General features: G+C 66.4%; 18 protein-coding genes. 5 read left to right on the top strand and 13 right to left on the bottom strand.

Annotation, left to right across the window (positions count from 1 at the left end; translation table 11 throughout):
* Window positions 1–24: 24 nt before the first annotated feature.
* A complete protein-coding gene (locus JQ617_RS30190) occupies window positions 25–927 on the top strand; it encodes an alpha/beta fold hydrolase (RefSeq protein ID WP_212029506.1) in 903 nt (300 codons plus the stop codon).
* Between the two features lie 93 nt (window positions 928–1,020).
* Here the strand turns inward: JQ617_RS30190 and JQ617_RS30185 are convergent, their stop codons facing one another.
* Window positions 1,021–1,479, bottom strand: coding sequence for a nucleoside deaminase (locus JQ617_RS30185; protein ID WP_212029505.1), 459 nt, complete (start codon window positions 1,477–1,479; stop codon window positions 1,021–1,023).
* 119 nt (window positions 1,480–1,598) lie between these two features.
* Between JQ617_RS30185 and JQ617_RS30180 the strand changes: the two genes are divergently transcribed.
* Both JQ617_RS30180 and rsmD read left to right on the top strand, forming a co-directional pair.
* Window positions 1,599–3,623: a pseudouridine synthase gene (locus JQ617_RS30180; protein ID WP_212029504.1), complete on the top strand. Its 2,025-nt coding sequence runs from the start codon at window positions 1,599–1,601 to the stop codon at window positions 3,621–3,623.
* 140 nt (window positions 3,624–3,763) lie between these two features.
* Window positions 3,764–4,318 (top strand): 16S rRNA (guanine(966)-N(2))-methyltransferase RsmD, encoded by a 555-nt coding sequence (rsmD, locus tag JQ617_RS30175; protein WP_212029503.1) that lies wholly within the window; start codon window positions 3,764–3,766, stop codon window positions 4,316–4,318.
* 103 nt (window positions 4,319–4,421) lie between these two features.
* Here rsmD and mutL read toward each other — a convergent pair whose 3' ends face one another.
* A complete protein-coding gene (gene mutL, locus JQ617_RS30170) occupies window positions 4,422–6,236 on the bottom strand; it encodes a DNA mismatch repair endonuclease MutL (RefSeq protein WP_212029502.1) in 1,815 nt (604 codons plus the stop codon).
* A gap of 240 nt (window positions 6,237–6,476) precedes the next feature.
* Between mutL and JQ617_RS30165 the strand changes: the two genes are divergently transcribed.
* A complete protein-coding gene (locus JQ617_RS30165) occupies window positions 6,477–6,794 on the top strand; it encodes a ribbon-helix-helix domain-containing protein (protein ID WP_063687238.1) in 318 nt (105 codons plus the stop codon).
* Window positions 6,795–7,041: 247 nt separating this feature from the next.
* Here JQ617_RS30165 and JQ617_RS30160 read toward each other — a convergent pair whose 3' ends face one another.
* Genes JQ617_RS30160 through JQ617_RS30145 form a run of 4 tightly spaced genes read right to left on the bottom strand, consistent with a single transcriptional unit; the run spans window position 7,042 to window position 10,013 of the window.
* On the bottom strand, window positions 7,042–8,610 hold the full coding sequence (locus tag JQ617_RS30160) for a GMC family oxidoreductase (RefSeq protein ID WP_212029501.1): 1,569 nt from the start codon (window positions 8,608–8,610) through the stop codon (window positions 7,042–7,044).
* 27 nt (window positions 8,611–8,637) lie between these two features.
* The gene (locus JQ617_RS30155; protein ID WP_212029500.1) at window positions 8,638–9,186 is read right to left on the bottom strand and encodes a gluconate 2-dehydrogenase subunit 3 family protein; all 549 of its coding nucleotides are present in this window, start codon (window positions 9,184–9,186) and stop codon (window positions 8,638–8,640) included.
* A 44-nt stretch (window positions 9,187–9,230) separates the two neighbouring features.
* Entirely contained in the window at window positions 9,231–9,626 is a 396-nt protein-coding gene (locus tag JQ617_RS30150) for a VOC family protein (RefSeq protein WP_212029499.1), read from the bottom strand.
* Window positions 9,627–10,013: a c-type cytochrome gene (locus tag JQ617_RS30145; protein ID WP_212029498.1), complete on the bottom strand. Its 387-nt coding sequence runs from the start codon at window positions 10,011–10,013 to the stop codon at window positions 9,627–9,629.
* A gap of 302 nt (window positions 10,014–10,315) precedes the next feature.
* On the opposite strand from JQ617_RS30145, the gene JQ617_RS30140 reads away from it, so the two are divergent.
* Entirely contained in the window at window positions 10,316–10,621 is a 306-nt protein-coding gene (locus JQ617_RS30140) for a hypothetical protein (RefSeq protein ID WP_212029497.1), read from the top strand.
* A 47-nt stretch (window positions 10,622–10,668) separates the two neighbouring features.
* Here JQ617_RS30140 and arfB read toward each other — a convergent pair whose 3' ends face one another.
* The 7 genes from arfB to JQ617_RS30105 form a co-directional block, all read right to left on the bottom strand.
* Window positions 10,669–11,085 (bottom strand): alternative ribosome rescue aminoacyl-tRNA hydrolase ArfB, encoded by a 417-nt coding sequence (gene arfB / locus JQ617_RS30135; RefSeq protein ID WP_212029496.1) that lies wholly within the window; start codon window positions 11,083–11,085, stop codon window positions 10,669–10,671.
* A 139-nt stretch (window positions 11,086–11,224) separates the two neighbouring features.
* A complete protein-coding gene (locus tag JQ617_RS30130; protein WP_212029495.1) occupies window positions 11,225–12,595 on the bottom strand; it encodes a M16 family metallopeptidase in 1,371 nt (456 codons plus the stop codon).
* Window positions 12,592–13,986, bottom strand: coding sequence for a M16 family metallopeptidase (locus JQ617_RS30125; protein WP_502754903.1), 1,395 nt, complete (start codon window positions 13,984–13,986; stop codon window positions 12,592–12,594). Before JQ617_RS30125 ends, JQ617_RS30130 begins: the two co-directional genes overlap by 4 nt.
* Before the next feature lie 193 nt (window positions 13,987–14,179).
* A complete protein-coding gene (locus tag JQ617_RS30120; protein ID WP_212029493.1) occupies window positions 14,180–14,908 on the bottom strand; it encodes a hypothetical protein in 729 nt (242 codons plus the stop codon).
* Window positions 14,909–15,006: 98 nt separating this feature from the next.
* Window positions 15,007–15,501 carry a signal peptidase II gene (lspA, locus tag JQ617_RS30115; protein ID WP_212029492.1) on the bottom strand — a complete coding sequence of 165 codons (495 nt, stop codon included), beginning with the start codon at window positions 15,499–15,501 and terminating at the stop codon, window positions 15,007–15,009.
* 7 nt (window positions 15,502–15,508) lie between these two features.
* Window positions 15,509–18,517, bottom strand: a complete 3,009-nt coding sequence (ileS, locus tag JQ617_RS30110) for an isoleucine--tRNA ligase (RefSeq protein ID WP_212029491.1) — start codon at window positions 18,515–18,517, stop codon at window positions 15,509–15,511.
* Between the two features lie 201 nt (window positions 18,518–18,718).
* Window positions 18,719–19,690, bottom strand: coding sequence for a bifunctional riboflavin kinase/FAD synthetase (locus JQ617_RS30105; protein WP_212029490.1), 972 nt, complete (start codon window positions 19,688–19,690; stop codon window positions 18,719–18,721).
* Window positions 19,691–19,872 lie beyond the last annotated feature (182 nt).

Raw genomic sequence — 19,872 nt, 5'->3', positions numbered from 1 at the left:
CTGACCAGACAAGGATGCAGAAAGATGTCCGATCTCGCCGACCTCTATCCCGGCTTCGCCTCCGAGTGGATCAACACCTCCTTCGGCCGCATCTTCGCGCGCGTCGGCGGCAAGGGGCCGCCGCTGTTGCTGCTGCACGGCTTCTCCGAGACCCATGTGATGTGGCACCGCGTGGCGCCGGAGCTTGCCGACAGGTTCACGCTGATCATCGCCGACCTGCCGGGCTATGGCTGGTCGGACATGCCCGAGAGCGATGCGCTGCACATGCCCTACAGCAAGCGCGCGATGGCCAAGGCCATGGTGCAGGCGATGGAGCAACTCGGCCACGTGCACTTCGCGCTCGCCGGCCACGACCGCGGCGGCCGCGTCTCGTACCGGTTGGCGCTCGACCATCCCGGCCGGCTGTCGAAGCTCGCCGTGCTCGATATCCTGCCGACCTATAATTACTGGGAGCGGATGAACCGGGCCTATGCGCTGAAGATCTACCACTGGACCTTCCTCGCCCAGCCCGCGCCGCTGCCGGAGACGCTGATCTCCGGCAATGGCGAGTTCTTCCTGCGCTTCAAGATGGCGAGCCAGACCAAGTCGAAGACGCTGGATGCGATCGACAAGCGCGCGCTCGAGCACTACATCGCCCCGTTCCGCGATCCCGCCCGCGTGCACGCGATGTGCGAGGACTACCGCGCCGGCGCCTATTTCGACTACGACCTCGACAAGGCTGATTTCGAAGCCGGCAAGAAGATCACCGTGCCGATGCTGGCGCTGTGGGGCAATGCCGGCATCGCCCAGGCCGCGGCGACCCCGCTCGACACCTGGAAGCAGTGGGCGACCAATGTCGACGGCATGCCGGTGGACTCCGGCCACTTCCTCACCGAGGAGAACCCGGAGGTGACGGCGCGGGCGCTGCGGGAGTTTTTTTCCGATTGAGATATTGTAGCCCGGATGGAGCGAAGCGAAATCCGGGGTCTCTCCTCACTTGCGATACTGTCCCGGATTGCGCTTCGCTCCATCCGGGCTACGCTACCGCCGCTCCCGGAAAAACTCCCTGAGCAGCCGCGCCGCCTCGCTCTCGCCGACGCCGGAATAGACGTCCGGCGCGTGGTGGCAGGTCGGCGAGGCGAAGAACCGCACGCCTGACTCGACCGCGCCGCCCTTGGGGTCGGCCGCGCCGTAATAGAGCCGCCGGACCCTTGCAAAGGAGATCGCGCCCGCACACATGGTGCACGGCTCCAGCGTCACGTAGAGGTCGCAGTCGACCAGGCGCTCGCTGCCGATCTTCTTCGCCGCCTCGCGCAGCGCGACGATCTCGGCATGGGCGGTGGGGTCATGGTCGGTCAGCGTCAGGTTACCGGCGGTGGCGACGACCTCGTTGTCGCGGACCACGACGCATCCGATCGGAACTTCGCCCGATTTTCCGGCATTTTCGGCCGCCAGAAGCGCCAAATCCATGAAAGAGGGGGCTTTCAAGCCTCGTATCATCCGAAGAAACCTGCTAGTAGCTGCGCCTTCAGCAGAAGTGCTTATGAGTTTTGCCTGAGCATGCGGCTCGGAACGAGCGCGCGTAATGCTTAACGGCCACCCCCTGAGTGAGATTATTCATGCCTCGCGACAGCGACAAAGACAACGATTCCCGCGGCCGGCGAGGCCCGCCCAAGGGCGGCCGTAGCGGCAAGCCGCGCGGTCCCGAGAAGAAGTTCGGCAAGCGCGGCTTCGAGGGCAAGTTCGAGGGCAAGGGCGATCGCGACAGCCGCCCGCCCCGTGGTGACCGCGAGGGCCGTCCGTTCCGGCGCCGCGAGGACGGCGATGCCCCGCGCCGCGATTTTTCCGACCGCCCGCGCTTCAAGCGCGACGACCGTGGCGGCGAGGGCCGTGGCGAGCGCAGCTTCAAGCCGCGTGGCGACCGGCCGTTCTCGGATCGCGGCTCGCGCGACGGCGAGAAGCGCCCGTTCAAGCCGCGCGGCGATCGTCCGAACTTCGACCGCGACGACCGTCCGCCGCGTAGCCGCGATCGCGATGACGCCCGTCCCGCCGGCCGCTCCAGCGACAGGAAGTTCGGCGACAAGCGCCCCTACGCGGCGCGCGGCGACCGCCCGGAACGCAAGTTCGACGGCGAGCGGAAGTTTTCGCGCGGCGGCGACCGTGGTGACCGTCCGCGCGATCGCGGCGAGCGGAGCGATTCAAAGCCGTGGCAGAAGCGCGACGATCGTCCGCGCAGCGACCGGCCGCGCAAGAGCTTCGACAAGGATTTCGGCGGCCGCGATCGTGGCGAGGAAAAGCCCTGGCGTCAGCGCGACGACCGCCGTGAGGGCGGACGCGGCGAGGACCGTCCGCGCTTCTCGCGCTCGCGCGATGATCGTGGATCGGGCGATCGCCCCTTCCGCGATCGGCCGAAATTCGATCGTCCGCGTGACCGTGACAGCGAACGCGGTGACCGGCCGAAGTTCGATCGGCCGCGCCAGCGCCCGGAAGGCCGCATGGACTGGCAGGAGCATCCGCGCAGCGAGGGCCGCTTCCGCGACCGTCCGCGCCGCGACAACGAGGACGACAGCCGGATCTTCGAGAAGCGCCCCGCCTTCGGCGGCCGCGGCGCCTATCGCGAGCGCGATCGGGATTTCGAGGGCCGGCCGCGCCGGGACGACGCGCCGAAGCCGAAGAAGACAGGCGAGCGCATCGCCAAGGCGCTGGCGCGCGCGGGCCTTGCTTCGCGCCGCGATGCCGAGGAGATGGTCACGCAGGGCCGCGTCACCGTCAACGGCCGCGTCATCAACTCGCCGGCGCTGGACATCACCAAGAGCGACGTCGTTCTCGTTGACGGCAAGCCGTTGCCGGAGCGTGAGCGCACGCGGCTGTTCCTCTATCACAAGCCGCGCGGCCTGATGACGACGCATGACGACCCCGAGGGGCGTCCGACCGTGTTCGACAATCTGCCCGAAGGCCTGCCGCGCCTGATCTCGGTTGGCCGGCTCGACTTCAACACCGAGGGCCTGCTGCTGCTCACCAATGACGGCGGCCTCGCGCGCACGCTCGAGCTACCCGACACCGGCTGGCTGCGCCGCTACCGCGTCCGCGCTCATGGCGACGTCACGCAGGCGCAGCTCGACGAGCTCAAGAACGGCGTCGAGATCGAGGGCGTCAAGTACGGTCCGATCGAGGCGACGCTGGAGCGCGACCAGGGCGCCAATGTCTGGCTGGTGTTCGCCATCCGCGAAGGCAAGAACCGCGAGGTGCGTAACGTCTGCGCCCATCTCGGGCTCGAGGTGAACCGGCTGATCCGCGTCTCCTACGGCCCGTTCCAGCTCGGCGAGATCCCCGAAGGCCAGGTCGACGAGATCAGGTCGCGCGTGCTGCGCGAGCAGCTCGGCGACAAGGTGATCGAGAAATCGGGCGCCGAGTTCGACGTGCCGTCGAAATCCGCCGACCGCGTTGACGATCCGCCGAAGAAGCCCGCCAGCAAGCGCGCCGTGATCGCCGACCGCAAGGGCCGCCGCGTGCTGGTGCAGCGCACCGGCAGCGAGGAGGCGCGCGAGCGCAACGAGATGGAAGCGAACGGCTACGGCCCGCCGCGCCGTCCCAAACGCGGCTATCACGGCAAGCGCGACCTGACTCCGCGGGATGGCGAGTAGCTCCTAATGGTCGGGGCGAGTTCGATACCGTGCAAGAGGTCGTCATGGCCGGGCTTGACCTGGCCATCCACGTCTTGCTTGCGTCCACCGCTCAAGAACGTGGATGCCCGGGATAAGCCCGGGCATGACGGAGCCGTGTGATGCGCGTGGTCGGCGGCAGGTTGAAGGGGCGCAATCTCGCCTCACCGTCCTCGCGCGACATCCGCCCCACGGCGGACCGCTTGCGCGAGTCCGTGTTCAACATCCTCGTGCACGCCTATGACGATCCGATTGAGGATGCGCGCGTGCTCGATCTTTTCGCTGGCACCGGCGCGCTCGGCATCGAGGCTTCGTCACGCGGCGCGAAGTTCACGTTGTTCGTCGACAACGGCGCTGAGGCGCGCGCGCTGTTGCGCAACAATGTGGAGTCGCTCGGCCTTGGCGGCGTGACGAAAGTGTATCGCCGCGATGCGACCGATCTCGGGCCCGCGCATCCGGTCGAGCCGTTCTCGCTGGTGTTCCTCGATCCGCCCTATGGCAAGGGCTTTGCGGAGAAGGCGCTTGCGTCCTTGCGCGACGGCGGCTGGCTGACGCCGGGCGCGTTGCTGGTGGTGGAAGAAGCCAAGGCCGCGCAGTTCGCAACGCCGGAAGGTTTCGAGGAGCTGGAGCGGCGGGCGTATGACGACACGGAGTTCGTGTTTTTGAAGCGGCCGTAGTCACGCTCCCGTAGGGTGGGTTAGCCGAAGGCGTAACCCACCACTTCTGTCTCCGCGGAAGCTAAAGAGGTGGGTTACGCTTCGCTAACCCACCCTACGAAGTTCACCTCCGCCCGAACAGCTTCTCTACATCGCTGAGCTTCAGTTCGACATAGGTCGGCCGGCCGTGATTGCACTGGCCGGAGTTCGGCGTCTCCTCCATTTCGCGGAGCAGGGCGTTCATTTCCTCGGGCCGCAGCCGCCGGCCGGCGCGCACCGAGCCGTGGCAGGCCATGGTCGCCGCGACATGCATCAGGCGGCGTTCGAGCGGCAGCGCCTCGTCCCACTCGGCCATGTGCTCGGAGAGATCGCGCAACAGCCCGCCGGCATTGGTCTTGCCGAGCAGCGACGGCGTCTCGCGCACCGCGACCGCGCCGGGGCCGAAGGATTCGATGGCAAGGCCAAATGAAGCGAGCTCCTCGCTGCGCTCCAGCAGGCGCTCGACCGTGGCCTCGTCCATCTCGACGATCTCGGGGATCAGCAGGATCTGCCGCTGCACGCCGTTGGCGGCGAGCGAAGCCTTCAGCCGCTCATAGACGATGCGTTCATGCGCGGCGTGCTGGTCGACGATGATCAGGCCGTCGCGGGTCTGCGACACGATGTAGGTCTCGTGGATCTGGGTGCGCGCGGCGCCGAGCGGGCGATCGACGAGGTCGGCCACCGGCTGGGTCTCGATCCGCACGTCGGCGCTGGGCGCGCCGACGTCGAACGCGGCTTGGGCGCGCTCCGCAAAAACAGGCGCGGCCGCGCCGTCGAAAGACGGCATCGGCGCGACGGGGGCGGACGGCGAGGCGCGCCAGTCCCAGCTCGCCGGGCGCTGCGGCGTGAAGGCGGGGCGGAACGAGGACAGCGCGCTCTCGCCGCTGTTGGCGGCGGTGCGGCGGCCTTCGCGCGCGAGGCCTTCCTTCAATCCGTGCACGATCAGCGCGCGGACGAGGCCGGCGTTGCGGAAGCGCACCTCGGTCTTGGCCGGATGCACGTTGGCGTCGACCTCGCGCGGGTCGAGCGTGACGAACAGCGCCAGCACCGGATGGCGGTCGCGCGGCAGGTAATCGGCATAGGCCCCGCGCACCGCGCCGAGGATGAGCTTGTCGCGAACCGGCCGGCCGTTGACGAAGAGATATTGCCCGAGCGCATTGGCTTTCGTCAGCGCGGGGGCGGCTGCATAGCCCGAGACGACGACGCCCTCGCGCTCGGCATGGACCTCGAAGGCATGGCTGCGGAACTCCGCGCCGAGGATGTCGCCGAGCCGCGTCAGGCGGCCGGCGGCGCCGGGCAGGGCGGCGGCCCAGGTCACCGGCGCGCGCTCCTCGCCCGCCAGCGTGAAGGCGACGTCGGGCCGCGCCATGGCGAGGCGCCGCACCACCTCGCGGATGGCTTCCGCCTCAGTGCGGTCGGTCTTCAGGAACTTCAGCCGCGCCGGCGTCGCGTAGAAGAGGTCGTTGACCTCGACCCGCGTGCCATGCGCCAGCGCCGCCGGCATGATCTCGGACTTCTCGCCGCCCTCGACATTGAGTGCCCAGGCATGCGGCTCGCTGGCATGCCGCGTCGTGATCGACAGCCGCGCCACGGAGCCGATCGAGGGCAGCGCCTCGCCGCGGAACCCGAGGGTGCGGATCTGGAGCAGGTCCTCGTCGTCGAGCTTGGAGGTGGCGTGGCGTTCGACCGCGAGCGCGAGGTCCTTTGCGGTCATGCCGCTGCCGTCGTCGGTGATGCCGATCCGCCGCCGCCCGCCGCCGTCGGTGAAGACGTCGATCCGGCTGGCGCCGGCATCGATGGCGTTCTCGACCAGCTCCTTGACCACGCTCGCGGGCCGTTCGACCACCTCGCCGGCGGCGATGCGGTTGACGACCTGTTCTGGCAATTGGCGGACGGGCATGAGGCTGACGATCTGGATTCGCTGACGGTGCTATTCTAGGCCGTGTTGCGTCAAAAGCATGTGTTGGGCAACAGGGTCGTGGCCGCCTGGGGAAGAGGGATGCCTATCACATTGAAGACATTGGGCGTTCGAGAAAATCGCGCAGCCGGGACGGACGGGCGTCCGAATGCCGTCCTGATTGTGGGGTGCCGGGCCGCGGTGTAGCATCGTGAAAAAACGGCAACAGGACGGGAGGACGCCATGTGCCATCTCTTCGCGCATCAGCCCCAACGCGACTACGAATCCCAGACCCGCTCCTTGCGGATCGGCGGGCACTGCACCTCGATCCGGCTCGAAATGGCGTTCTGGGACACGCTGGAGGAGATCGCGGCCAAGGAGGGCATGAGCCTCGGCAAGTTCCTGACCACGCTCTACAGCGAGGTGCTCGACCATCACGGCGAGGTCAACAATTTCGCGTCGCTCTTGCGCTGCTCGTGCTTGATCTATCGCTCGAAGAGCATGGTGACGGTGCCGGAGTTCAAGGCCACGGTGGCGCCGATTCTGGATGCGGCGGAGTAGCCGTTCCGACAAAAGTTCGTAGCCCGGATGGGGCGTAGCGCAATCCGGGATTCGGCCGCAAGTGACAGCAGCCCCGGATTACGCTTCGCTCCATCCGGCTATGACGCTCCCTCCGCCGTCATTGCGAGGAGCGCTTGCGACGAAGCAATCCAGAATGTTTCCGCGTTGGCAGTCTGGATTGCTTCGCTTCGCTCGCAATGACGGGGAGAGAACGGTGTGCTCCATTCCGAGCCGATGACGTCGGCCGTTAAATCTCCTTCTTCTGCATCGCTCCCGCAATGTAGTCCGCCTGCCGGATCGCGAGCGCGACGATGGTCAGCGTCGGGTTGCAGGCCGCGCCGCTGGTGAACTGGCTGCCGTCGGAGACGAACAGGTTCTTGACGTCGTGGCTCTGGCCGAACTTGTTGACCACGCCGTCCCTCGGCTTCTCGCTCATGCGGTTGGTGCCGAGATTATGCGTGCTCGGATAGGGCGGCGTCGGATAGGTCACGGTGGCGCCGACCGCGTCGTAGACCGCGGCACCCTGCTTGTAGGCATGCGCGCGCATCGCGAGGTCATTGGGATGATCGTCGAAATGCACGCTCGCGACCGGCTGGCCGAACTTGTCCTTCACGGCCGGGTCGAGCGTGATGCGGTTGGTCTCCTGCGGCATGTCCTCGCCGACCAGCCACATGCCGGCCATCCTGGGATAGCCGTCGAGCGCCGACGTGAACGGGCGGCCCCAGGCGCCAGGATTGAGGAATGCCGCCATGAAGGGCAGGCCGATCGACAGCGTCTCCATCTCGTAGCCGCCGACGAAGCCGCGCTTCGGGTTGTTGGCGGCTTCATCGCGGATGATGCCGGCCATCGTGGTGCCGCGATACATGTGCACCGACTTCTCGAATACGGCATAGACGCTGCCGGTCATGTGGCGCATGTAATTGCGGCCGACCTGTCCCGATGAGTTGCCGAGGCCGTCGGGGAACATCGTGGATGCGCTGTTGAGCAGCAGCCGCGGGCTCTCGATCGAGTTGCCGGCGACCGCGACGATGCGCGCCTTCTGGCGCTGCATGGCGCCGCTCTCGTCGGCGTAGACGACGCCGGTCACCTTGCCGCTCGCATCATGCTCGATCTTGACCGCCATGCTGCTCGGCCTCACTTCGAGGTTTCCGGTCGCTTCGCCCTTGGGGATCTCGGTGTAGAGCGTCGACCATTTCGCGCCCGACTTGCAGCCCTGGAAGCAGAAGCCGATCTGCTGGCAGGAGCCGCGTCCATCGCGCGGCTGGCTGTTGATCGCCATGTTGCCGGTGTGCACGGTCTTGTAGCCGAGCTTCTTGGCGCCCGCTTCCAGCACCTTGAAGTTATTGTTGCCGGGCAGGCCGGGAATGCCGTTGGTGCGGGTCACGCCCATCTTGTTCTCGGCCTTGGCGTACCACGGCTCCATCTCCGCCAGCGTCACCGGCCAATCCAGCAGGTTGGCACCGGGAATGTTGCCGTAGGCGCTCTTCACCCGGAACTCGTGCTCGTCGAAGCGCAGCGACGCGCCTGCCCAATGCACGGTCGAGCCTCCGACCGCCTTGACGATCCAGGCGGGTAGGCCCGAAAAATCCTTGGCGACGCGCCACGTCCCCGACGTGGTGCGCGCGTCGGTCCAGGCGAGCTGGGAAAAACTCTCCCACTCGTCGTTGATGAAGTCCTGGTTCTCGATGCGGGGGCCAGCCTCGAGAATGACCACCTTGACGCCCTTCTGCGCGAGCTCGTTGCCCAGCGTGCCGCCGCCGGCACCGGAGCCGACGATCACCACAACGCTGGAATCGTTCAGATCGAATTTTGCCATATGCGTTCTCCTGAACCGTTGGGTGACTTAGGCCTTCGGCAGCCAGTCGATGTCGGCAAAGCCGCGGTTGATGTAGCCGCCGTGCTCGGCGGAGGAGCCCTCGTAGCCGAAGCGCGGCCAGACCTCTTTCTGGTTGTAGAGCGAGACGACGAGGTCGCCGCGCACCTTCTGGAAGAAGTCGCTTTGCTCGATCTCCTTCAGCAGCACGACGCGGTCGGCTTCCCACGGCACTTCGGCGTAGGCGACCTTGTGACGATCCCTGGCGTTCTGGTCGAGCCGGGTGACGCCGTCGCTGATCAGCGATTTGACGGCGGGATCCTTGGCCGCCTTGCCGTCCCACGGCTTGATCGCGGTGATGTAGTAGCTGTCGCCGAGCACATCGTGCGGATAGATGTCGCGCGCGACCTTCAGCAGCGTCTTCATCGTCGCGGGCGAGAGCGTGCTGGCATCCTCGGCCCAGGCATCCTCGATGCTGACAGTGACGCTGGTCGCGACAGCGACGACCGGCACGGCGGTCGCGGCGCCCTTGAGAAAGACGCGGCGGCTGTGCTTGCTTCGACGATCGACTTCTCTCATGGCATTCCTCCGTGGATTTTTATGATTGGGATTGTTGTGATTGTTCAGCCGAAGCGCCCGCCTTTCTGGATCACCTCGATCTTGTAGCCATCGGGATCGCTGACGAAGAAGAAGCGCGCCAGCGTCTTGCCGTCGTGCTTGAAGTCGCGCAGCGGCCCCGGTGCGAGCTTCTCGCGCTCGAAGCGGGCGTGCTCGGCATCGAGATCGTCGACCACCACGGCGAGATGGCCGTAGCCGTCGCCGAGGGCATACGGCTCCTTGCGATCAAAATTCACCGTCAGCTCGACCTCGAAAGGTGAGGAGGGGTGACGCAGATAGATCAGGGCAAAGTCCGAGAATTTCAGATGATCGGCGACCTCGAGGCCAAAGGCGCGCCTGTAGAAATCGAGCGCGCGTGCCTCGTCGAGCACGCGGATCATGGAATGAACGGGCTTTGCCATTCAGTTCTGCTCCTTCAAGTACGCGATGATGGCAGCGCGCGTCTCCGGCTTCGCCTGCCGGTAGACCATGGTCACACCGGGAATGACGGCCTGTGGATTGGTCAGCCAGGCATCAAGCTTCGCGTCGTCCCAGGCGAAGTCGGCCTTCGACAGCGCCTCCGAGTATTTGAAGCCTTCGGCCTTGCCGGCGGAGCGGCCGACGATCTTCACGAGCGGCGGGCCCTGCCGCATCGGTTCCGACAGGTTCAACGTGTGGCAGACCGCGCATTGCTGCTTGAAGAGCGTGGCGCCATCCGGGGGCTTTGCGGACGGCAACGGCATTTGCGCATCGGCAACCCTGACCAACAGCACCACCGCGGTGCACAATCCCAGCACGATCGCGCGCATCGCCAAGAATCCGCCATCCACATTCACGCTGCGCAAACTCTAGGCGGCGGCAAAGATGCGGTGGTAGTAGCGGGCTGTTTCGCTCCACGCGGAGATGTTCGTGATGTGTGCCGTTCCGCGTTGCCTTATATGCGGAGCACAATTCCGCGAAACCGCCGCCAAATCCCTAAACGTTCACCACACCATGCGCATTGCATGACGATCGCGCCGCTCGAACTCTCGATGCGATGCAATGGCCCGGTGCAGACGAGCGGCGCGCGAGCCGCCGCGCCATTCGTCGCGAAAAAATCCAGGAGAAATGGATGAAGTTGGTGAAGACCTCGATGATCGCATGCGCTCTGTCGGCTCTCATTGCGACCCCCGTTCTCGCGCAAAGCGCGCCACCCGCCAAGACAGGCGGCACCGTGCAAGGCAAACCCGTGCAAGGCAGCACGATGGGCAGCGGCGATGAGGAGATGGACGCTCAGCCGGGCGCTGCGGGCGAGAAGACCGGCATGAAGTCGACCAAGGGCACCAGAGGCACGGTCGGCACCACGGGCAGCGCTGGGCACAAGGGGACCGCCGACGATGCCGCCACGGGCGGTGCAGCCCCGTCCAAGCGCTACTAGTCTCGACGGCAGAACTCCGGTCGCCCCGCGGCCGGAGTTCCTGCGTGTCAGTCGTCGAAGCTCCGGCCGCGGCCGGCCTTGACGTCGCCGCGGCGTTTCTTGCCCTCGAGCCGGCGCTGCTTGGAGGCAAAGGTCGGCCGCGTCGCGCGGCGCGGCGTCGGCCGCACCATGGCTTCCTTCAGGATCTCGACGAGGCGGTCGATGGCGTCCTGGCGGTTGCGCTCCTGGGTGCGGAAGCGCTGGGCGTGGATCATGATCACGCCGTCCTTGGTCATGCGCTGGCCGGCGATGCGGGCGAGGCGGATCGATGCGTCCTCCGGGATCGTCAGCTTGCGCGTGTCGAAGCGGAGCTGCGCGGAGGTCGCGACCTTGTTGACGTTCTGCCCGCCCGGCCCGGAGGCGCGGACAAAGCCGATCTCGATGTCGTCCTCGTCGATGACGAGATCGCGGGATATCCGCAGCATGATGGCACCATTCGTGATGTCCGGACATACCGCGGACACCGGCCTTCAGCAATGGCGCTGCTCTCGAAACGCAAATGGCCGGGGCGAGCCCGGCCATTCAGGAAGCGATAGAGAAAAGGTCGAATGCCAGTTCGACTTGCTAGTTCGATTTGGGCGCCGTGGCTGCCGGCTGCGCGGCGGCCTGCGGGGCACGGCCGACGACGACGGTCAGCAGGCCCTGGCCCCAGAGCCGTTTGGCGGCGGCCTTGGCGTCGTCGAGGGTGACGGCGTCGACGATGGCATTGCGCTTCTCGATGTAATCGATCGGCAGCTTGTCCTGCTGGTACTGCAGCAGCGCCTGCGCCAGCTTGGAGGAGGTGTCGAGCGCCAGCATCTGCGAGCCCTTGAGGTAGGACTTGGCCTCGTCGAGCTCCTTCTGCGTCGGGCCCTCCTCGGCGATGCGGCGGATTTCCTTGTCGATGGCCTCGATGGTGTCGCCGGCGCGGTCGGCGCGGGTGCCAGTGTTGCCGATGAAGACCGCCGAATGTTCCATCCAGAGCAGGGATTCGAACACCGAATAGGCGAGGCCGCGCTTCTCGCGAACCTCGCGATAGAGCCGCGAGGACAGGCCGCCGCCGCCGAGGATGTGGTTGACGACATAGGCCGCCATGAAGTTCGGGTCGCTGCGCTTCACGCCGGGGCCGCCGAAGGTGATGACGGTCTGCGGCACGTCGAGCGGCACGAACGCACGCTGCGGCGGCTTGGCCGCCTCGACGTCGGCGACCGGCGTCAGATTGGCCTTGGCGGGCAGGCTGCCGAAGGTGTGGTCGAGCAGCTTGCCGAGGGTCGCCGGATCGACGTCGCCGACGACGGCGACCTTCAGCCCGTCCTTGGCGATGACGCGGCCGACATAGTCCTTCAGGTCAGCGACGGAGATGGTCGGCACGCTGTCCAGCGAGCCGTTGGTCTGCCGGCCGTAGGGATGATCGCCGAAGGCGACCTCCAGGAACTTGCGGCTCGCCAGCGACGACGGGTTGGTAGTCTCGCGGCGCAGGCCCGAGAGAACCTGCGAGCGGATGCGTTCGACGTCGGCGGTGTCGAAATGCGGCGAGGTCAGTGCCATCCTGAGCAGGTCGAAGGCTTCGTCCTTGTTGTCGCGCAGCATGCGCAGGCTGCCGCGGAAGGTATCGCGGGTGGCGCTGAAGGAGAGCTCGATGGCGCGGCGGTCGAGCCGCTCGTGAAAGGTCTTGGAGTCGAGATCGCCGGAGCCTTCGTCGAGCAGGTCGCCGACCAGATTGGCGACGCCAGACTTGTCCTTGGGATCCTGCGACGAGCCGCCGGCAAAGGAATATTCCATGGCGATCAGCGGCACGGTGGCGTCCTGCACGAACCAGGCCTCGATGCCGCCGGGCGAAACCAGGCGCTGGATCTTCGCGGCCGCCTGCGACGGCGAGACGGTCGCGAGCGCGAGCGCCGCGCCGGTGACGAACGACAGCGCGAAATGACGCGCGCGGAGGAAGGGATAGGTCACGAACGCTTCTCCTCGCGCTTGGTGGCGGCGGTGTCCTTGATCAGATAGCCCGTGACCGAGCGCTTCTTCTCGAGCCATTTCTGCGCGGCGGCGCGGACCTGGTCGGCGGTGACCGCGCGGATGCGGTCGGGCCAGCTCCTGATGTCCTCGATCGACAGGCCGGTGGTCAGCGCGCCGCCATACCAGCGCGCCAGCACGGCCTGATTGTCCTGGGCGTAGATCGCTTCCGCAATGAGCTGGGTCTTCACGCGCTCCAGATCCTCGGCGCGGATCGGGTTCTGCGCGATGTCGGCAATGACGCCGTCGATCACCTGCTCGACCTCGGTGAAGCTGACACCGGGCTTCGGCGAGGCCGAGATCGCGAACTGGGTCGGGTCGAGCGAGATGCTGGAATAGCTGGCGCTGGCGGAGACCGCGAGCGGCTTGTCCACGACGAGCGCACGGTAGAGATAGGAGTTGCTGCCGCTGCCCATCAGCTGCGCCAGCACGTCGAGGGCCGCGCTCTCACCGGCTGCCGCCGTGGTTGCGGACGGAACGAGATAATAACGGCGCAGGTTCGGCTGCTCGACGCGGGGGTCGGCCAGCGTGACGGTGCGCGGCGCCGCCGGCTCCGGCTCCTGCGGGCGGATGCGTCGTGCCGGGATCGCGGGCTGGGCCGGGATCGAGCCGAAATTGCGCTCGACCAGCGGGCGGATGTCGGCGGCCTCGACGTCGCCGGCGATGACCAGGATCGCGTTGTTCGGCGCGTAGAAGCGGCGGTAGAAGGCGAGCGCGTCCTCACGATCGAGCTTCTCGATCTCCTGATGCCAACCGATCACCGGACGGCCGTAGGGATGGTTGAGATAGAGCGCGGCCATGATCTGCTCGTTGAGCCGCGCGTCGGGATTGTTGGCGACGCGCATGTTGTACTCTTCGAGCACGACGTCGCGCTCGGGCAGCACGTTCTCGTCCTTGAGGATCAGGCCGGTCATGCGATCGGCCTCGAACTCCATCATGGTCGGCAGCTGCTCCTTCGGGACGCGCTGGTAGTAATTGGTGTAGTCCACCGAGGTCGAGGCGTTCTCGTTGCCGCCGACGCGGAGCACGGTCTGGGAGAATTCGCCGACCGGATGCTTCGAGGTGCCCTTGAACATCAGATGCTCGAGAAAATGCGCGAGCCCGGACTTGCCCGGCGTCTCGTCGGCCGAGCCGACCTTGTACCAGATCATCTCGGTGACCACGGGCGTGCGGTGATCGGGGATCACCACGACCTGCATGCCGTTGGGAAGCGTGAAGCTGGCGGGCGGCGCCGATGTCACCGTGGTCTGGGCGACGGCGGCGCCGGCTGAGAGGACGCTCGTCGAAAGCAGCGCGGCGAGGAGGCAGGTAGCCGATCGGTAAGAGGACATCATCATCCCTGGTGAAAGGCCGAGCCCGGATGTCCGGCTCGGAGGGCACGGCATGCTACACCGTGCGGCTGAGGCTTCGCGTCACGAAGCAGAGAACTCAACGCGTAGGCAAGTTACTGATAAGCAATTTACGACCGCGCCGGGCTGCACGAGCCGCCGGCGCGCTCTGTCAGGATGTCGCGGTGGACGAGGAACGCTATTGTTCCTTGTCCTTGCCCGACATGATGTCGAAATAGGTCCGTCGCGACTTGTCCGGGCCGGCGCCATAGGCGTAGTTCGGCGACGGCGTCTGGTAGCCCGGCGGCGGCTCGACCAGCGACTGGCGCGGCGGCTCCGTGGTGAACTGCTTGGACTCGGAGCTGTTGCCGCCCTTCATCATGTTCCACAGGCCGCCGGTGTAGCCGAGCTCGGCGGGGCTGAGCGACGGATTGCCGTTGGTGCCCGGCTGGATCGGATCGTTGCTGGTGCGGGGCGCTGCGGCGACCTGGCCGGCCTTCATCTCGGCGGGGGTCAGCGGCTGGGCGGCCTGCCAGTTCTCGGTCGCCTTCACAGCCTTCTTGCGCTGGGCGATGGCTTCCTTGCGGCGCTTCTCGTCGGGGTCCTTCGGCCAGTTCGGCGCGTTCTTGGCTTCGGTGCCCGCGGGCGGCGGCAGGTCGAGCTTGGGCGGCACTACCAGCGGCGAACGCTCGCGGTACTCGATGCCCTTCTTCTCCATGCTCTTGGCGCCGATGCCGGACATCAGGTTGTCGATGAGCTTCTCTTCGAAGGTCATGTCGTCGTCATCGTCGCCGTCGTCACCGGCGCGGGCCGCGCCTGTGGACATGACGAGGCCGATGCCGAGCACGACGGCGGACAATTTCAATGCCTGCCAGAACCCCGACCGGGGATATCGAACCATCGAACCGCTGGTCTTCGGGCTGCGCATCACTGTACCTGTTCCAAATTGTGGCAGTTTGCCGCTCGCATGCGGCTGAAAACCCTCGCAAAAGCAAGGTTCCACCTGCCGGTCCGTATCGGCCGGGATCAGGGCGCTTTTGCGGCGGGTACCCCCAGGAAGGAATCATACAATAGCGCCGCCACCCCAGCAACGATGGCCACGTCCGCGAGGTTAAACACGTACCAATTATAGGTATTTCCGCCGATATCGATGTGAAACAGGGCGAAATCGACCACCGCGCCATAGGCCAGCCGGTCGATGCCGTTGCCGATGGCGCCCCCGATGATCAGCCCGAGCGCGACGGTCGCCAGCAGGGTGTGGGAGCGGGCCATCCAGATCGCCAGCGCCACCACCGCGATGGCCTTGACCGCCATCAGCGCGATCTGCGCCGCCTGGCCGTCATTCTGGAGCCAGCCGAAGCTGATGCCGATGTTCCAGGCCAGCACCAGGTCGAAGAACGGCGTCACCTTCACGACGCCGCGCCGGGCGAGGTCGAACCCGTTCAACAGCCACAGCTTCGAGGCCTGGTCGAGGATGACCGTGACCACGGCCGAGAGGATGCCGGCGCGGAGCGGGGTCATGCCGGGATCAGACGCTCACGCCCAACGCCTTCCATTCGCGCAGCGCCTGGGCGTCGCGCGGGGTGACGTCGGGGTATTCGGCGTCCTCGCCGACGGTCGGCGAAATCTTCCAGGAGCGCGCGCATTTGGTGCCGACCGCCTTCTCCACCACGACGGCAACGCCGGGCACGGCATCGAGACGGAAGGCATTCGCCGGCGCCTCGCCCTCGCGCACCTCGTAGTTCGAGGTGATGCAGACCTCCGCCAGATCGACGTCGAACAGCGTCATCATCATGGCGCGGTCGGCGATATAGATCACCGGCGAGGCCTCCAGCGAGGAGCCGATGTTCTTGGCGGCGCGTTCGAGCTCGAGCGCGCCGGTGACGACGCGGCGGACGTCGCGAATGGTCTCCCATTTCGCGGCGAGCTTGTCGTCGAGGAATGCGTCCATCGCATCCGGGAACACGGTGAGATGCACCGACGGTTCGGCCTGCGGCCTGTACATCCGCCAGGCCTCCTCGGCGGTGAAGCTCAGGATCGGGGCGAGCCACTTCAGGACGGACTCGCAGAGCAGATCGATCGTCGTCAGCGCCGCCTTGCGCGCCACCGAGGACGGCGGATCGCAATACAGCGTGTCCTTGCGGATGTCGAAATAGAAGGCCGACAGCTCGCTGTTCAGGAACGCGGAGAGCGTGGCGACGACGGTCTTGTAGTCGAAGGAGGCGTAAGCCGCGCGGATGACCGTGGCCCGCTTTGCGAGCTCATGGAGCATCAGCCGTTCCAGCTCGGGCATCTCGGCATGAGCGACCTTCTCGCTCGCCTTGAAATGATGCAGCGTTCCGAGCATCCAGCGGACCGTGTTGCGCAGCTTGCGATAGGTCTCGATGGTGTTCTTCAGGATCTCCGGGCCGATGCGCTGGTCGTCGGCATAGTCGGTGGCGCAGACCCAGAGGCGCAGGATGTCCGCGCCCGAATCCTTGATCACCTTCTGCGGCTCGACGGTGTTGCCGACCGACTTCGACATCTTGCGGCCGTTCTCGTCGAGCGTGAAGCCGTGGGTCAGCACGATGTCATAGGGCGCGCGGCCGCGCGTGCCCGCGCTTTCCAGCAGCGAGGAGTGGAACCAGCCGCGATGCTGGTCGCTGCCTTCGAGATACATCACGGTGTCGTCGCCGCCGTCGACCTTGCGGACGATGTTGCCGAGCTGCGGGAAGTTCTGGCGGTCTTCGAGCACGAAGGCGTGCGTGGAGCCGGAATCGAACCAGACGTCGCAGATGTCGTCGACCTTCTTCCAGTCTTCGCTGGCGCGCGACCCGAGGAAGCGCTCGCGGGCGCCGTCCATGTACCAGGCGTCGGCGCCTTCCTCCATGAAGGCCTCGGTGATGCGCTGGTTGACGATCTCGTCCTGCAGGATCTCGGCCGAGCCGTCCGCCTTCTCGCGCACGAACACGGCGATCGGCACGCCCCAGGCGCGCTGGCGCGAGATCACCCAGTCCGGACGATTGGCGATCATGCCGTTGATGCGGTTCTCGCCCGACGGCGGCACCCATTGCGTGACCGAGATCGCGCGCAGCGCGCGGGCGCGCAGCGTGTCGCCCTTCTTCGCATGGCCGTCCTCGCTGATGTCCTTGTCCATCGCGATGAACCATTGCGGCGTGTTGCGGAAGATCACCGGCTTCTTCGAGCGCCACGAATGCGGATACTGATGCTTGAGGCGGCCGCGCGCGAGCAGATGGCCGCGCTCGATCAGCGCCTGGATCACGGCCTCGTTGGCGTCGCCCTTCTCGCCCTTGTCGTTGAGCACGCGCTTGCCGGTGAAGCCGGGTGCCTGCGCGGTGTAGGCGCCGTTCTCGTCGACGGTGTAGGGGATCGCGGTCGAGATGCCGCGCGCATCGAGCTCGCGGGTGTTGGCCATCCAGACGTCGAAGTCCTCGCGGCCGTGGCTCGGCGCGGTGTGCACGAAGCCGGTACCGGTGTCGTCGGTGACGTGCTCGCCGGCGAGCAGCGGCACGATGAATTCGTAACCGCCATCCAGACCGCGCAAGGGATGGGCGCATTCGACCGCGTCAAGCGTGTCGCCGGGAATGTCGCGCACCTTCTCGTAAGACGTGACGCGCGCCTGCTTGAACACTTCCGCGGCGAGCGCATCGGCCAGGATCAGGAGATCGCCGGTCTTCGCCCAATTGTCCGCGGGGGCATCGGTCACCTTGTAGAGGCCGTAGGCGATCTTCGGCGAGAACGAGATGGCGCGGTTGCCCGGCAGCGTCCACGGCGTGGTGGTCCAGATCACGACACTGGCGGAGGCGAGCGCGCCATGCGCCGGCGAGGTCACCGGGAATTTCACCCAGACCATGTCGGAGGTGTAGTCCTCGTACTCGACCTCGGCCTCGGCCAGCGCGGTCTTCTCGACCACGCTCCACATCACCGGCTTGGAGCCGCGATAGAGCGTGCCGTTGGCCGCAAACTTCATCAGCTCGCGCGCGATCTGCGCTTCGGCCGGATAGCTCATCGTCTGATAGGGATGATCCCAGTCGCCGACGATGCCGAGCCGCTTGAATTCCTCGCGCTGCACGTTGATCCAGTGGGTCGCGTAGGCACGGCACTCCCTGCGGAATGCCACCATCGCGGTGGAGTCGCGGAAGTCGGGCTTCTGCTTGCCCTTCTTGCGGTAGTTCTCCTCCTCGATCTTCCACTCGATCGGCAGGCCGTGGCAGTCCCAGCCCGGCACATAGTTGGAGTCGAAACCGAGCATCTGCTGGCTCTTGGTCACGACGTCCTTGAGGATCTTGTTCAGCGCGTGCCCGATATGGATGTTGCCGTTGGCGTAGGGCGGGCCGTCATGCAGCACGAACTTGGCGCGCCCTTCCGCTTCCTTGCGCAGCTTGTCGTACAGACTGATGTCGTTCCAGTATTTCAGGATCTCCGGCTCGCGCTGCGGCAGGCCGGCGCGCATCGGGAATTCGGTCTGCGGCAGGTACAGGGTCTTGGAATAGTCGTTGGCTTCAGACTTTTGGGACTTCTGCGGCTTTTCGGACATGAGGCTGACTGGCTCGGAAGGGCGCGGGAACGGATGGCGACATGGAATCGCGGGGGTGAAACGACAAAATCCCGGTCTTGCGCCGAGCCAAAGCTCAGGCGGAAGCCGGGCCGCTAATCCCTATGATGCGCCGCGCAAACATGGGCTCTCCATAGCAGCCGGGCGGAGGAAGCGCAAAGGTCCGGCAGGCCGGTTTCGGCCTCAATCGATCACGCCCAGCCGCGGAAATGCGTCGGGCGCCGCGGCCAGCATGGCGCGGGCGCGGGTGGAATCGTCGTCCATCTGGCGGATCAGGGCCTCCAGACTGTCGAATTTCAGCTCCTCGCGGATGAAGCCGACGAAAGCGCAGTCCAGCGTCTGCCCGTAGAGGTCGCCCTTGAAGTCGAACAGGAAGATTTCCAGCAGGGGCGCGCCATTGTCGAAGGTCGGCCGGCGGCCGAAGCTGGCAACGCCATCGAGCCGCTCAGGTCCACGGCCGACCCGGACCGCATAGATGCCGTGCTTGAGGCCGCAATTGGCATCCAGGCGGATGTTGGCGGTGGGATAGCCGAGGTCGCGGCCGCGCTTCTCGCCATGGATCACCTCGCCGCTGACGAACCAGGGTGCGCCCAGCATGGTGGTGGCGTCGTCGAGCAGGCCTTCGGCGAGCGCGATCCGGATGGCGCTGGAGGACACCGGCCGCTCGTCGATATCGACATGCGGCTGCACGTCGACCTCGATGCCGAGCCGGGGTGCCTCGTTTACAAGCAGGCCTGGCGAGCCGACCCGGCCCTTGCCGAAATGGAAGTCGTAGCCGACCGCGATGCCGCTGACGCCGAGGCGGCGGATCAGGTCATGGTGAATGAAGTCTTGCGCGCTGGTGCCGGCCCTTGCCTTGTCGAAGGTCATGACCACGGCGCCGGCGAGCCCGGTGCCGGCCAGAAGCCGCAGCTTGGCCCGCTCGTCCGTCAGGCGGAATTGCGGGGTGTTGGGGCTGAAAAACCGCCGGGGATGCGGCTCGAAGGTCAACGCCAGCGCAGGGCGGCCATGCGCGCGGCCCATTTCCAGGGCCGCCGCGATCACCGCCCGGTGGCCGAGATGCACCCCGTCGAAATTGCCCATGGCGACCACGGCGCCCCGGGGAATAGCGGAATCCGGCGTGGTGTCGCGGATAACGGTAAAATGCGGGGCCATCAGGGGAATTCTCGAGCCGGCGGGACCGGCCGGGACCGTGGCTTGAGCCGACCGGCGAAGTCAAGCGGGGCGGGGGCGGCCGGATTGAACAGGATTTCAATTCTTCACGGGCGGCCCCAGTTAACGCGCTGTTTAAAGCCTTGGTGCTAGTCCTTGAAAAGTGGAACTGCACGGGCCCCGGC

This window comes from Bradyrhizobium sp. KB893862 SZCCT0404 (genome assembly GCF_018130885.1).
GTDB classification, from domain to species: Bacteria; Pseudomonadota; Alphaproteobacteria; order Rhizobiales; family Xanthobacteraceae; genus Bradyrhizobium; species Bradyrhizobium stylosanthis.
This window is presented reverse-complemented; position numbering and strand designations above follow the sequence as displayed.